This is a genomic window from Nocardia sp. NPDC088792 (assembly GCF_044750615.1).
Lineage (GTDB): Bacteria > Actinomycetota > Actinomycetes > Mycobacteriales > Mycobacteriaceae > Nocardia.
In genome coordinates this window covers 814,061-827,546 of record NZ_JBIVKC010000004.1, presented here as the reverse complement: position 1 = coordinate 827,546, position 13,486 = coordinate 814,061, and the positions used below count along the sequence as shown (strand labels likewise).

The following is a 13,486-nucleotide window of genomic DNA, read 5'->3' as shown; positions in this document are numbered from 1 at the left end:
GAATGGCTCTAACATTAGGAGTCGCTCGAATTTATGGCAGCACAGAAGAGGTTCCAATTAAAGTGTCCCACAGCGAGGTTGGTTTGTCAAATTTCGACTACGAAACCGAATTGTCGGCCGAACGCGACTATGTCGCATTTCTGTACCGGCAGCTGAATGCGGAGGAAACGGCGGCGGCGAACGCGCTCGGAGTATCGCTGCGCGACAAGGACGCGACCACCTCGGCCGACCGCTGGCAGCGTGAGGTGTCGGTCGGCACCCTGCAGCAACGGGTGGGCCGGTACCGGGCCGCCGAAAACGGGCTCTGCTTCGGCAAGATCGACCACGAGACCGGCGGCTCGACCTACATCGGTCGCATCGGGCTCTTCGACGCGACCCGCGATTTCGAGTCCTACCTGATGGATTGGCGTGCGCCGCAGGCACAGCCGTTCTATACGGCGACCCTGGCGAGCAACGAGGGCATCGCGCGGCGGCGGCACCTGCGCACGCACGGCAAGGAGGTCACCGGCTTCCACGACGATGTCTTCGCCCGCGGTGCGGAGGGAGCCGACGCCGATGCGGCCCTGCTCGCGGCACTCGACGCACCGCGCGAGCAGACCATGCGCGATATCGTCGCCACCATCCAGGCCGAGCAGGACGAGATCATCCGGCTGCCGCACGCCGGCATCGTGGTGATCGAGGGCGGGCCCGGCACCGGCAAGACCGCGGTGGCGCTGCACCGGGTGGCCTACCTGCTCTACTCGCGGCGCGATCAGCTCTCCCGGCAGGGCGTGCTGGTGGTCGGGCCGAATCCCGGATTCCTGACCTTCATCGGCAGCGTGCTGCCGTCGCTGGGGGAGACCGACGTCGTGTTCGCGACGCCCGGTGAACTCCTGCCTGGGCTGGACACGCAGGTCGTCGAAACGCCGGAAGCCGAGCGGGTCAAGGGCAGTCACGCCATGGTGGCCGTGCTGGCGGCGGCGATCTCGGATCGCCAGGAGTTGCCCGGCTACGAGATTCCCATCGAATTGAGCGATGTGACAATCGATCTCGACGACGAGGTGGTGTCGGTGGCGCGCGAGCATGCCCGCGGCAGCGGCCTGCCGCACAATCAGGCCCGCCGCTACTTCCGGGAGCGGCTGCTCGACGGGCTCACCGAACGCGCGGTACGCAGGATCGGCGAGGGCTGGCTGTCCCGGAGCGATACCGCCCTGCGCCGCGAATTGGCCGTTCAGGCCCGCGATGAGCTGGAGGTCCATTCCGAGGTGCGCTTCGAGGTGGATCGCCTGTGGCCCGAGCTGACTCCGCAGGATCTGCTCGCCGAACTGTTCGGCTCCGAGGACCGCTTGGAGACGGCCGCGGCCGGCCTGCCGGAGGCCGACCGCGCCCTGCTGCATCGGGAAGACGGTGCGGCCTGGACCATTTCGGATGTGCCGCTGCTGGACGAGGCGGCCGAACTGCTCGGCGTCGACCGCTACGAGGAGGAGATGGCGGCGGAACGCGCCCGGCAGCTGCGCATCCGCTACGCCCGGGACGTGCTCGCCGTCATCGATACCCCCGATGAGGAGTACGAGGACGATGCCATGCGGGTGACCGACGCCATCGACGCGGAGACCCTCGCCGAACGTCAGGTCGAACGCGATCACCGCACCCTGGCGGAACGCGCTGCCGCCGACCGGGAATGGACCTACGGCCACATCGTCGTGGACGAGGCCCAGGAGCTGTCCGAAATGCAGTGGCGGGTCCTCATGCGCCGTTGCCCGGGCAAGTCCATGACCATCGTCGGCGACCGCGCCCAGCGCCGCTCCCCGGCCGGCGCGCACACCTGGGCGCAGATGCTCGACCGCTACGCGCCCGGCCGCTGGAACTACCGCACGCTCACCATCAACTACCGCACGCCCGGCGAGATCATGGAGGTGGCCGGCGGCGTGCTCGCCCTGGTGGATCCGGCGGCGGTGCCGCCGAAATCGGTGCGCCACACCGGTGTCCGGCCCACCACCACGCAGGTACCGGACGATGATCTGGCGGCCGCGGTCGCCGAGCTCGCACAGGAAGCGAACCCGGAGACCGGCTCGCTGGCGGTCATCGCCCCGGAAGGTCTGGCCCTCGATCTCCCGGTCCAGGTGCTGACCCCCGCGGCGGCCAAGGGTCTGGAGTTCGATGTGGTCGTGCTGGTGGAACCGGCGACCATCCTCGAGGAATCCACCTACGGTGCGGCCGATCTCTATGTCGCCCTCACCCGTGCTACGCAGCGGCTGCACGTGATTCACACTCGTCCGCTGCCGGCCGGGATGCGGGAGCCGGTCGGCAGTCACTGACGGCTCACGGGAGCGACCGGGCGAGCCCCGCGCTCGCCCGGTCGCCGCTGCGTCAGCGGCATTCGGCCGGTGTGCGCGGCCGGTAGGGTGGATTTCGATCAAGGAGGGGAGTCCATGCTCGAAGTAGCACACCTGACGCGCCGGTTCGGGGAAAAGGTTGCGGTCGACGATGTTTCGTTCGAGGTGTCGGCCGGGGCCCTGACCGGGTTCGTCGGCGGGAACGGGGCCGGTAAGACCACGACCATGCGGATGATCATGGGTGTGCTGGCCGTGCAGGGCGGCGAGATCCGGTGGAAGGGGCGTGTGGTGACCGCCGTCGATCGGCGGCGGTTCGGGTACATGCCTGAGGAGCGGGGCCTGTATCCCAAGCAGCCGATTCTCGATCAGCTCGTGTATCTGGCCCGGCTGCGCGGTATTTCGGCCGCCGATGCGCGGGGCCGGGCCACCGCACTGCTGGAGCGGTTCGAGCTGGGCGCGCGCGGTAAGGACAAGCTGGAATCGCTGTCGCTGGGCAATCAGCAGCGGGTGCAGATCGCGGCGGCCGTCATCGCCGAACCCGATGCGCTCATCCTGGACGAACCGTTCTCCGGACTCGATCCGGTCGCCGTCGACGCCATGGCCGAACTGCTGACCGAGTATGCGGCGAAAGGCGTTCCGGTGCTGTTCTCCTCGCATCAGCTGGAGCTGGTGGAGCGCCTGTGTCATCAGCTGGTGATCCTGGCCGGGGGCCGCATTGTCGCGCAGGGGCCGGTCGAACGGCTGCGGGCCGCCGGGCGCACGCGCTACCGGCTGGTCATGGACGGTGACAATGGCTGGCTCACCGGATTCGCCGGTGCGAACCTGCTCGATACCAGCGGATCCCACGCGCTGCTCGAGCTCGATGGTGCGACGCCGGACGAATTGCTCAGGGCGGCACTGGCGCACGGCTCGGTGCGGGAGTTCGCCGAGGTGCGGTCCTCGGTGGCCGATATCTACCGGGCGGTGACGGCATGAGCGCGCCCGGCCGCCTCGAGGCGAAAGCCGCGGACTCGTTCCCGCGTGATCTCTGGGTGATCGTCACCCAGCGTGAGATCGGCGTGAAGCTGCGGGACCGGAACTTCCTGATCTCCACGCTCATCACCATCGTCGTCATCGCGGCGTCCCTGACCATCAGCGGCATCATGGCCAATCGCACGGACCATGTGAAGGTGGCGACCGCGGGGCCCGAGGCCGGGCAGATCGTGGCCGCCGCCACCGGTCTGGCCGACGCCGCCGGTAAGAAGATTGCCTTCAGCGCGCATCCCGCCGCCGATACGGCCGCGGTCGAACAGCAGGTGCGCGGCGGCGCGGTCGATGCCGGGCTGGTTCCGGTGGACGGCGGCTGGCGGCTCATCGGCAAGTCGGCGACGAACGACAATGCCACCACGTACGTGACCGCGGCAGCCAGGCAATTCGCCATGCAGCACAATGCCGACGCGGCGGGCACGTCACTGGATCAGCTCGCGCGCGGCGGTGCGGTGAGCTACGACCTGCTCGCGCCGAGCGCCATCGATCCCGGCCTGTCCAAGGTGGTGGCGTTCGCGTTCGCCTTCCTCTTCTATCTGTCCTCCATCCTGTTCGGCATGGCCATCGCGCAGAGCGTGGTGGAGGAGAAGCAGAATCGCATCGTCGAGATCCTGGCCAGCGCGATTCCGGTGCGGCAGTTGCTGATCGGCAAGGTGGTCGGCAATACCGTGATGGCGCTGGCCCAGCTGGGGTTGTTCGTCGGCGCGGGGCTGATCGGGCTGACCGCCATCGGCAAGGGGGATCAGATCGCGCAGATCGCCGGTGCGGCAGGCTGGTTCATCGTGTTCTTCCTGGTCGGCTTCCTGGCCCTCGCGAGTCTGTGGGCGGTGGCGGGTGCGCTGGCCACGCGTACCGAGGATCTGCAGTCGACCGCCACGCCGCTGTCCATGCTGGTGATGGTCGTGCTGTTCGCGGGCATCTTCGCGAAGGGCGTGTTCCTGACGGTCATCTCGTATGTGCCGATCGTGTCGATCGTCGCGATGCCGAGCAGGGTCGCGCAGGGCACGGCGTCCTGGTGGGAACCGTTGCCGGCCTTGGCGATCATGATCGCCGCGACCTACGGGATCATCGTGATCGCGGAGCGGATCTATCGCCGCTCGCTGCTGCAGACCCAGCGCCGCTTGACGATTCGCCAGGCGCTCGCCGTCGAGGACTAGTCCTACGCGGAGTCGGCGGTGCGCATGCGCGCCAGTTGCCCGGCGACGAGGTCGAGGAAGGCGTCGACCTCCTCGCGGTGATAGGCCGGTGTGCCGGTGGCGGCGCGGTGGAATGTCGTGGCGCGCACATCATCCGCGGTCAGGCCGTTGGGGCCGTTGTGCGCGAGGGTGGCGGCGAGGCGGTCCAGGAATCTGCCGACCTCTTCGGCGGCATAACCGGGCAGGCCGTGTGGCGGCGCGGAGAACCGGATGCGCAGTACATCGTCGTGGGTGAGGGGGTCGGCGTCGCGCCCGGCGGGGACGGGGCAGCGCCCGCGGCGTAAGTGCTCCAGGTCGATGCAGAGTCGATCGAGGAACTCGTCGACCTGCTGGGAGTCGTAGCCGGGCTTTCCGGGTGGCGGCGCGTCGAATTCGGCCAGCCGGATGTCGGCGGAGGTGAGGTGGTCCAGGCCCGCGAGTGCGTCGGCGATGCGCGCGGTGAAGGCGTCCACCTGCGCCGGGTGGTAGGCGTCGTGCCCCAACGGCGGTGTGCCGAAGCGTTTGCGGCGTACGTCGTCGGGAGTCACGCGGGTCATTGTGCCAACCGCCCGATGTCCGAATTGCTTCCGCCCCTTGCGAATAGACCGCATGGGACGAAACGGTCCGGGACCGGCGGGCGGGTTATGCGGGGTCCTTGCGCACGCCGTCGATGAGCAGCCGGCGAATGGCCTGGCTGAGATCGTTCACCGCGGCCGCGTCGGGTTGCCGCAGACCGTGGATGATGGCCGCCAGGATCATGCCGGTCACCGCGCGAGCGGTATTGGTGGTGTCCAGGTCGGCGCGCAGGTAGCCCTGTTCCACGCCGTGTTCCAGATAGCCCGCGGTCAGCGCGTCGGCGGTGTCGAGCAAGCCGTACAGCCGGGCGGTGAGCTCGGCGTCGATGCCGGTGGCCTGGAACAGCAGCAGCTGCGCGACCCGTTGGTCCTCGAGGAAGATGCTGTTCAGCGCGTCGCCGATGCGATTGACCTGCGCCCGGTACTCGACCAGGCTCTCGGCGGCGTCCGGGGCGTTGTCGGTGCCCAGCGTCTCGATGATGCGGGCGGCGAGATCGTCGATGACGTGGTCGATGATGTCGCGCTTGTTCTGGAAGTACCGGTAGAAGGTCCCGTGCCCGATCCCCAGCTGACCGGCGATATCGGCGATGCCGGTGGCGTGATAGCCCTTCTCGGCGAAACAGGCGAACGCGGTGTCGATGATCTCCTGGCGGAGTTCGGCCTTACGGCGTTCGATTCTCGAGGATGGCTTCGTCACGACCTCGATGATACGGTGGTCACAAACGGAATGAGATGTCATTCCGTGACATGTGATTCAGATCCACTGGTTGGACACTCGCAGGGAGGTTCGGCGTGGCACCTCAGTACGACGCCATCGTGGTCGGGGCCGGGTTCGGCGGTATGGGCGCGGGCATCGAGCTCGATCGGCTCGGCCTGAGTAATTACGTGATCCTGGAGCGCGAGGACGACCTCGGCGGCACCTGGCACGTCAACCACTACCCGGGGCTGGCCGTCGACATCGCCTCGGTCACCTACTCCTATTCTTTCGAGCCCAACCCGCACTGGTCGCGGCTGTTCGCGCCCGGCGCCGAATTGAAGAAGTACGCCGAGCACGTCGCCGACAAGTACGACCTGCGCCGGCGCATGCGCTTCGACACCGTCGTGGGCGGGGCCCGCTGGGACGAGGAGAACCAGCAGTGGGTGGTCAGCATCGAGAACGGTGAATCCCTCACCGCGCGTTACCTGCTCGCGGCGACCGGCTTCCTGTCGCAGCCCTACACGCCGCCGTTCCCGGGCATCGACTCGTTCCAGGGCAAGATCATCCACACCACCGCGTGGGAGAACGACTTCGACCTCACCGGACGCAAGGCCGCCATCATCGGCACCGGCGCCACCGCCGTGCAGCTGATCCCCGAGGTCGCCAAGAAGGCGCAGGCGCTCACCGTCTTCCAGCGCACCCCGATCTGGGTGGTGCCCAAGGTCGACGCGCCGATCCCGCCGGCCGTGCAGAACCTGTTCGCGCGGGTTCCGCTGACACAGAAGGCCGCCCGCCTGGTGAACACCACCATGCTGGAGGCGCTCATGGTGGTCGGCGTGCTGCACTTCAAGCAGGCCAAGCCGCTCAACAAGGCTGCGGGCCTGCTCGCCAAGGCGCATCTGCGGACCTCGGTGCGGGACAAGGAAACCCGGAAGAAGCTGACCCCGCACTACGACTTCGGTTGCAAGCGGCCCACTTTCTCCAACCTGTACTTCAAGACGTTCAACGAGCCGCACGTCCGGCTGGAGACCAACTCCATCGATCACCTCGAGGCCGACGGCATCGTGACCGAGGACGGCCACAAGACCGAGATCGATACGCTGATCCTGGCCACCGGCTTCAACCTGTGGGATGTGAACTTCCCGGCCATCGAGATCATCGGCCGTGACGGCCGCAATCTCGGAAAGTTCTGGCGCGACAACCGCTTCCAGGCCTACGAGGGTGTCACCGTCCCGAAGTTCCCCAACTTCCTGTGCCTCAACAGCCCGTACTCGTACAGCGGGCTGTCCTACTTCACCACCATCGAGGCGCAGATGAAGCACATCGGCCGCCTCTTCGGTGAGATGTTCCGCCGCGGCGAGCAGGTCTTCGAGGTCACCGAGGAAGCCAATACCGAATTCCTGGACCGCGTCACCGACAAGCTGGGCAACTCCGTCTTCTACGGCGGCCAGTGCTCGACGGCCCGCAGCTACTACTTCAATCAGCACGGCGAGGCCGCGCTGCTGCGTCCGACCAGCACCCTGAACGCCCACCGCGAAGCGGTCACTTTCCCGCTCGACGATTACACCTACGGGCAGCAATCGGCCTGAGCGGGGACGGCGGTCGGTTCGCTTTGCGGAAAATCAATACAGGTCGGCGCGCCGCGTCTCAGGGAGAACTGGCAGACTGTGGGGGATACGCACCCAAAACTACCCATGACTAGGGGCTGACTTCGACGATGGACCTTCTGCTGCCGCTGCTGCTGGTTGCTCTGCTCATCCCGATGTTCCTCGGCGTCCGCAAACAAAAGCGGGAGGCGTCCAAGGTCACCGAGATGCAGGACAGCCTGAAGATCGGCGACCGGGTCGTCACCACGTCGGGGCTCTACGGCACCGTTGTCGACATCGATGACACCTCGGTCGATCTGGAGATCGCCGAGGAGATCGTCACCACCTGGCTGCGCCAAGCGATCCGCGAGGTGCGCAAGGACGATGTCGACACCACCGAGGACACCACGGCCGAGACCGTCGAGACCGTGTCCCCCGGCAACACCTCTTTAGAGGGTGCCGAGACGAACCACGAGGTGAACGGCAACGGCGCTGCCCACAGCATCAATGATGCTGCGCATAATGGCAGTTCCGACGCCCAGGACGCCTCGCGCCTGACCAAGGACTGACAGACTCAGCGCCATCGGCCGCCCAGGAGATCAGGCGGCCGGTGGCGCTGCGGTGTGTGCCCGCTCGTTCCGCCCCCGAATCCCGCCTAGGAGATAAGTACTGTGCCACCTTCTCAAGGAACGGCGCATCCGCTGCGACTGCTCGGCGTCTACGCCGCGCTGGTGGCTTTGATGTTCGGCCTGATTTTTTTCGTCGGGAAGTCGCATACGCCGAAGCTCGGCATCGATCTGCAGGGCGGTACCCGCGTCACGCTGACGCCGCGCACCCCCGACGGTGGTAAGCCCAGCCAGGACAGCCTGAAGCAGGCGCAGAGCATCATCGAGCAGCGCGTCAACGGTCTCGGCGTCGCCGGCTCCGAGGTCGTCATCGAGGGTGACAACCTGGTGATCACGGTCCCGGGTTCGGACGGTGCACAGGCCAAGACCCTGGCCACCACCGCCAAGCTGTACGTGCGGCCGGTGCTGCAGGACATTCCGGCGCCGGGCGGCAAGCTGCCCGCGCAGCAGCCGGGCGCCGCGCCGGGTGCGCCGGGCGCCCCGAATGCGCCCGCGCCGAGCGTGCCCGGTGCCACGGATACCGCGGTGCCGCCGAGTACCCCGCCGACGACCGATGCGCCCGCGCCCTCCGAGGCCCCGGCCCCCAGTGAGGCTCCGGCCCCGAATCCGGCTCCGCAGAACCGTGTCTTCCCGGCGCAGGCGCCGACCACCCCGGTCCCGCCGGCCACTCCCGGCGGTAATCCCGCCAATCCGGGCGGTCTGAGCCCGCAGCAGCAGACGCAGAAGGAGATCACGGACGCGAAGGCCTTGCGCCAGAGCACCGATCAGGCCACGCAGCTGGCGGCCATGCAGACCCTGGACTGCTCGAAGCCGGATCCGTTGCAGGGCAACGACGATCCGAACCTGCCCCTGGTCACCTGCAGCACCGACGGCACCCAGATCTACCTGCTGGACAAGTCCAAGCTGGACGGCACCGAGATCAAGGACGCCACCGCCACCCTGGATACCCGCGGCGGCGGCTGGGTGGTCAACCTGGAGTTCAAGGGCGGCGGCTCCGATACCTGGGGCAATCTGACCAACACCTACCTGAACAAGCAGCTGGCGTTCGCGCTGGACTCGCGCGTGGTGAGCGCGCCGCAGGTGCAGTCGGGCAACCAGTTCGGTGGCAGCACACAGATTTCCGGCAACTTCAGCGGTTCGGCCGCGAAGGATCTGGCGAACTCGCTGAAGTACGGTTCGCTGCCGTTGTCGTTCACTACCTCCGAGGCGGAGACGGTGTCGGCGACGCTGGGCATGTCCTCGCTGCACGCCGGTCTGATCGCGGGTGCGATCGGCCTGATCGCGGTGCTGCTGTACTGCCTGCTCTACTACCGCATGCTCGGCTTCCTGGCCGGTTTCTCGCTGGTCGCCGCCGGTGTCGCGGTGTACGCGCTGATCGTGTTGCTGGGCAGGTGGATCGGGTTCACGCTGGATCTCGCCGGTATCGCGGGTTTGATCATCGGTATCGGTATGACGGCGGACTCGTTCGTCGTCTTCTTCGAACGCATCAAGGACGAGATGCGCGAGGGCCGCAGTTTCCGTTCGGCGGTGCCGCGCGGCTGGGCTCGCGCGCAGCGCACCAACCTGTCGGGTAAGACGGTGTCGCTCATCGCTTCCGCGGTGCTGTACCTGCTGGCGGCGGGCCAGGTGAAGGGCTTCGCCTTCACCCTGGGTCTGACCACCGTGCTCGACGTCATCGTGCTGTACCTGGTCACTTCGCCGCTGATGATGCTGGCGTCGCATTCGCCGTTCTGGGCGAAGCCGTCGGTGAACGGTCTCGGCGCCGTTGCAGAGATTGCCCGGGAACGCAAGGCGGCGGCCGGCGTCCTGGTGAAGGAGGCGTGAACATGGCCAAGACCAGTCCCGTCATGGATACCGATTCCGAACTCGATTACGAGGCCGCCGGATCGGTCAAGAAGCACAGCCTGTTCGAGCGGTTGTACACGGGCACCGGCGGTTTCGAGATCGTGGGGCGCCGCAAGCTGTTCTACGGCATCGCCGCGGGCCTGATGCTGATCGCGATCCTGAGCATCGCGCTGCGCGGGTTCACCCTCGGCATCGATTTCGAGGGTGGCTCGCAGATCCAGTTGCCCGCCACCGGTGACGCCACCACCTCGAAGGTGCAGGACGTCTACCACCAGGCGCTCGGCCACGATCCGGTGACCGTGCAGAAGGCGGGCTCGGGTTCGGCCGCGACCTTCCAGGTCCGCTCCGACACCCTGAACCAGGATCAGAGCGACAAGCTGCAGAACGCGCTGTTCGAGGCGTTCCAGCCGAAGGATTCCAACGGGCAGCCCAGCCGCAATGCCATCTCGGTGTCGGATATCAGCTCGACCTGGGGTAATCAGGTCACGCACAAGGCCGTGCTCGCGCTGCTGGTGTTCGTGGCATTGGTCATGGTGTACATCACGATCCGCTTCGAACGGGATATGGCCATCGCGGCCATCGGTTCGCTGCTGTTCAATCTCGTTGTGACAGCGGGCATCTACTCGCTGGTCGGCTTCGAGGTGACGCCGGCGGCGGTCATCGGCCTGCTCACGATTCTGGGTTATGTGCTGTACGACAACGTGGTCGTCTTCGACAAGGTCGAGGAGAACACGCGCGGCGTACTGCATTTGAGTCGCCATACCTATGCCGAGAAGGCCAACCTGGCGGCCAACCAGACCCTGATGCGGTCGATCAACACCACCATCATCGGCATCCTGCCTATCGTCGGCATGCTGGTGATCGCGGTGTGGCTGCTCGGTGTGGGCACGCTGAAGGACCTGGCGCTGGTGCAGCTGGTCGGCATGATCGTGGGTGGTTACTCCTCCATCTTCTTCGCGGTGCCGATCCTGGTGTCCATCAAGGAGCGTTTCGGCCCGGTGGCCGCGCACACCAGGAAGGTCAAGAACCGGCGTTCCGGGGTGGCCGGTGCGCGCGCGACCGAGGTGGCCGCGAAGCGGGCGGGTGCGGCCAGCCGTGCGGTCGAGGCGGAAGACGGTTTCGACGGCTTCGCCGCCGCCGGTCGTCCGCGCGCCGCGGCGGCGGGTGCTTCGGGTGCGCCGCGTCCCGGTGCACGACCTACCGGGAAACGGCAGAAGAGAAGGCACTGAGGCGAGCGCAGGGGGGTTGCGTAGTGAGGCAACAGGGAACGCGTCGTACCGTGCTGGTGCGGCGCGGCCTGGCCGTCGCGGCGGCGGGTGCGCTCGCGGTCGGCGGGCTGACGGCCTGCGGTAGCAAGAATCAGGTGCCGTCCATCGGCTACGGCGTGGACGCGGTCATCGCCAGCTACAACGGCAGCAGCACCCTCGGCGCCAACAGCGGTGCGGCGGCGGTGTTCTCGCGCGTGCTGACCGGGTTCTTCTACACCGGTCCGGACGGGCAGCCGGTGGCCGACACCGATACCGGCACCGCCAAGGAAGTGCCCGGCGATGCGCAGACCATCCAGTACCGCCTGAATCCGGACGGCGTGTACTCCGACGGCACCCCCACCTCGTGTGACGATCTGGTGCTGGCGTGGGCGGCGCGCAACGGCCGGTTCACCAAGGCCGGTCCGGGCGGCCCGATCCCGATGTTCGATGCCGCGAGCACCGACGGCTACCGCGATATCGAGCGGGTGGACTGCCAGGCCGGCTCGAAGGACGCCACCGTCGTCTTCCGGCCGGGCAAGCACTATTCGCAGTGGAAGACCCTCTTCAACGCCGACGAGATGATGCCGGCGCACACCATCGCGAACCAGCTCAAACTGCCGAATGTGGTGACTGCCGTACAGACCGGCGATCAGCCGACCATGGAACGCATCGCCGACTTCTGGAACACCGGCTGGAATCTCACGCCCGGCAAGGCGGACCTGACGGTACTGCCGTCCTCCGGCCCGTACCGGATCGAATCCTTCACCGACAAGGACGGTCTGGTCCTGGTGAAGAACGAGAAGTGGTGGGGCAATGCCGCCGCGACGCCGCGAATCGTGGTGTGGGACAAGCATTCCGATCTGAAGTCGAAGCTGTCGGACAAGGCGATCGGGGTGCTCGACATCGGCGCCGGTTCGCTGGGTGACGTGCCCCTGTCGGGCTTCTCGAAGGAGAATCTGCCCGGCCGCGGCGTCGAGCAGCTGACCTTGAACACCAACGGTGTCCTCGCGAACGCGAACGCGCGCAAGGCGTTCGCGCTGTGCGTGCCGCGGCAGGCGCTGTTCGACAAGTTCGGGCATCCGGGCTACGACGTGAAGAGCGGTCTGGGCGCGGGCCTCGCGAATTCCCGGACCGTGCCGCAGGATTCGCTGTACTACCCGTCCATCGTCGGTCCGGCCGACAAGTACAAGGGCGGCGATCCGGGCATCGTGACGGCGGCGAGCTCCTCGGGCCTGCAGAACCAGACCGTGCGCATCGGCTACGTGAAGCCGGATGACCGGCGCGCGCAGACGGTGGCCGCCATCGCCGACGCCTGCAAGGCCGCGGGCATCACCGTGGTCGACGCGGGCACACCGGATTTCACCGCGCAGCAGCTGGCCGACGGCAAGGTGGACGCCATCCTGGGCGGCACCGCGGGTATGCCGGGACCGTCGGGTTCGCTCGCGGAGACCGACGCCATCGCGGCGCTGCGCACCGGCTCCGGCGTCAATTTCGGTAGGTACGGTAACGGCCGCTACGATGCCATCGCGGATCAGCTTGCGTCCGAGGACAACTCGAGCACCGTGCTGAACCTGCTGACCGAGCAGGAAAACCTGCTCTGGGGCGACATGCCGTCGATCCCGCTGTTCGCCGGACCGCGCACCATCGCATTCGGCGACGGCATGGAGAACGGTATCGCCAGCCCGACGCGGGCCGGCGCTGGTTGGAATATGGATCGCTGGGTGCTGAAGCGGTGACCCCGGTGGGGCCGTTGGTGACGAGGAATGGGTGGAGATGAGCAAGCACGAGATGGCTGACACGGACGACGCCGGGGCACGCAGCGCCAAGGCCGAGGGGTCCGTGCAGCGGCTGACCCGTTGGCACGACGACTTCCCCACACCGGGTGTCCGCTTCGCGGACCTGACACCGGTTTTCGCGGATGCCGAGGGCTTCCGCGCGGTACTGGACTGCTTCGCCGCCGCCGCACCCGAGGCCGATCTGGTGGCGGGCGTGGACGCGCGCGGCTTCCTGCTGGGCGCCGGCGTGGCCGCGATCCTGGGTACCGGCGTGGTGGCGGTGCGGAAGGGCGGCAAGCTACCCCCGCCCGTCATTTCCCGTGAGTACACCCTCGAATACGGTTCGGCCGCACTGGAGATCCCGGCCGACGGCATCGATCTGAAGGGCCGCAAGGTCCTGCTGCTCGACGATGTGCTCGCCACCGGCGGCACCCTCGCCGCCGCGGCCGAGCTGTTCATCGCCGCCGGCGCCGAGGTGGTCGCGGCCGCCGTGGTGCTGGAGCTCACCTTCCTCGAGGGGCGTGCCAAGCAGGGCAGCTACCCGCTCACCTCGATCGTCAAGCTCTGACCTGCGAGAGACAACAGACAGACCGAAGGCCCGGTGACGAATCGTCACCGG

At 67.4% G+C, this 13,486-nt stretch carries 10 protein-coding genes and 1 pseudogene; 9 read left to right on the top strand and 2 right to left on the bottom strand.

The features are described from left to right. Window positions 1-83 precede the first annotated feature (83 nt). The 3 genes from ACIP5Y_RS30555 (at window position 84) to ACIP5Y_RS30545 (ending at window position 4,498) form a co-directional block, all read left to right on the top strand. Window positions 84-2,297 carry a UvrD-helicase domain-containing protein gene (locus ACIP5Y_RS30555; protein WP_400355273.1) on the top strand — a complete coding sequence of 738 codons (2,214 nt, stop codon included), beginning with the start codon at window positions 84-86 and terminating at the stop codon, window positions 2,295-2,297. 114 nt (window positions 2,298-2,411) lie between these two features. Then, window positions 2,412-3,290, top strand: a complete 879-nt coding sequence (locus tag ACIP5Y_RS30550) for an ABC transporter ATP-binding protein (RefSeq protein ID WP_400355271.1) — start codon at window positions 2,412-2,414, stop codon at window positions 3,288-3,290. Continuing rightward, on the top strand, window positions 3,287-4,498 hold the full coding sequence (locus ACIP5Y_RS30545) for an ABC transporter permease (RefSeq protein WP_400355269.1): 1,212 nt from the start codon (window positions 3,287-3,289) through the stop codon (window positions 4,496-4,498). Before ACIP5Y_RS30550 ends, ACIP5Y_RS30545 begins: the two co-directional genes overlap by 4 nt. 2 nt (window positions 4,499-4,500) lie before the next feature. Here ACIP5Y_RS30545 and ACIP5Y_RS30540 read toward each other — a convergent pair whose 3' ends face one another. Further along, a complete protein-coding gene (locus ACIP5Y_RS30540) occupies window positions 4,501-5,073 on the bottom strand; it encodes a DivIVA domain-containing protein (protein ID WP_400355267.1) in 573 nt (190 codons plus the stop codon). Window positions 5,074-5,158: 85 nt separating this feature from the next. Then, window positions 5,159-5,830 (bottom strand): TetR/AcrR family transcriptional regulator, encoded by a 672-nt coding sequence (locus ACIP5Y_RS30535; RefSeq protein ID WP_400355265.1) that lies wholly within the window; start codon window positions 5,828-5,830, stop codon window positions 5,159-5,161. 53 nt (window positions 5,831-5,883) lie between these two features. On the opposite strand from ACIP5Y_RS30535, the gene ACIP5Y_RS30530 reads away from it, so the two are divergent. The 6 genes and pseudogenes from ACIP5Y_RS30530 (at window position 5,884) to ACIP5Y_RS30505 (ending at window position 13,435) form a co-directional block, all read left to right on the top strand. Further along, window positions 5,884-7,377: a flavin-containing monooxygenase gene (locus ACIP5Y_RS30530; RefSeq protein ID WP_400355263.1), complete on the top strand. Its 1,494-nt coding sequence runs from the start codon at window positions 5,884-5,886 to the stop codon at window positions 7,375-7,377. Window positions 7,378-7,505: 128 nt separating this feature from the next. Further along, window positions 7,506-7,745 (top strand): annotated as a pseudogene (gene yajC, locus ACIP5Y_RS30525) (preprotein translocase subunit YajC); the annotation flags it as partial. Window positions 7,746-8,045: 300 nt separating this feature from the next. Then, window positions 8,046-9,824: a protein translocase subunit SecD gene (gene secD, locus ACIP5Y_RS30520; protein ID WP_400355261.1), complete on the top strand. Its 1,779-nt coding sequence runs from the start codon at window positions 8,046-8,048 to the stop codon at window positions 9,822-9,824. Window positions 9,825-9,826: 2 nt separating this feature from the next. Further along, entirely contained in the window at window positions 9,827-11,074 is a 1,248-nt protein-coding gene (secF, locus tag ACIP5Y_RS30515) for a protein translocase subunit SecF (RefSeq protein WP_400355259.1), read from the top strand. Between the two features lie 23 nt (window positions 11,075-11,097). Beyond that, a complete protein-coding gene (locus ACIP5Y_RS30510) occupies window positions 11,098-12,828 on the top strand; it encodes an ABC transporter substrate-binding protein (protein ID WP_400355258.1) in 1,731 nt (576 codons plus the stop codon). A gap of 52 nt (window positions 12,829-12,880) precedes the next feature. Further along, window positions 12,881-13,435: an adenine phosphoribosyltransferase gene (locus ACIP5Y_RS30505; RefSeq protein WP_400355873.1), complete on the top strand. Its 555-nt coding sequence runs from the start codon at window positions 12,881-12,883 to the stop codon at window positions 13,433-13,435. Window positions 13,436-13,486: the final 51 nt, after the last annotated feature.

Bases quoted from the DNA above. Each gene is read 5' to 3' on its own strand.
- ACIP5Y_RS30540 (WP_400355267.1), bottom strand. From the start codon at position 5,073: ATGACCCGCGTGACTCCCGACGACGTACGCCGCAAACGCTTCGGCACA.
- ACIP5Y_RS30535 (WP_400355265.1), bottom strand. From the start codon at position 5,830: ATGACATCTCATTCCGTTTGTGACCACCGTATCATCGAGGTCGTGACG.
- secF (WP_400355259.1), top strand. From the start codon at position 9,827: ATGGCCAAGACCAGTCCCGTCATGGATACCGATTCCGAACTCGATTAC.
- ACIP5Y_RS30550 (WP_400355271.1), top strand. From the start codon at position 2,412: ATGCTCGAAGTAGCACACCTGACGCGCCGGTTCGGGGAAAAGGTTGCG.
- ACIP5Y_RS30505 (WP_400355873.1), top strand. From the start codon at position 12,881: ATGGCTGACACGGACGACGCCGGGGCACGCAGCGCCAAGGCCGAGGGG.
- ACIP5Y_RS30545 (WP_400355269.1), top strand. From the start codon at position 3,287: ATGAGCGCGCCCGGCCGCCTCGAGGCGAAAGCCGCGGACTCGTTCCCG.